Below are 412 nucleotides of genomic sequence, written 5' to 3' on the forward strand. Positions count from 1 at the left end.
GCTTCGCTTGCGGTGTTGGCGCGCCATACCGTGGCCGATTCGCTGGCCGAACTGGAGCGGGGCGACAAGCGCGCCTGCGCGGAGTACGCCGCCGCGCAAGAGGCTGAAACCGCAGACAAATAATCGCGGTTCGCATGCATAAAAAAAGGTCGGGCAATGCCCGACCTTTTTACATTTTAACGCCGCGTTCAGACGGTCTGCGGCTGCGCTTTGCGCGCCACCAGGCGCCGCAGCGTGACGTAGAACACCGGCGTCAGGAACAGCCCGAACAGGGTGACTCCCAACATGCCGGAGAACACCGTGATGCCGGTGACGCCGCGCACTTCGGCGCCGGCGCCGTGGCCTAGGATCAGCGGGATGGTGCCGGCGATGAAGGCGATGGAGGTCATCACGATCGGCCGCAACCGCAGGC

General features: G+C 64.8%; 1 protein-coding gene. It reads right to left on the minus strand.

Going from position 1 to position 412, the window contains the following annotated elements:
* Positions 1-188: 188 nt before the first annotated feature.
* Positions 189-412, minus strand: a 224-nt coding sequence (locus tag SOP85_RS31210) for an efflux RND transporter permease subunit (protein WP_323629436.1), incomplete at its 5' end; no start/stop codon positions are given.

Source organism: Pseudomonas sp. YuFO20 (assembly GCF_035064975.1).
Classification (GTDB): Bacteria; Pseudomonadota; Gammaproteobacteria; order Pseudomonadales; family Pseudomonadaceae; genus Aquipseudomonas; species Aquipseudomonas putida_AE.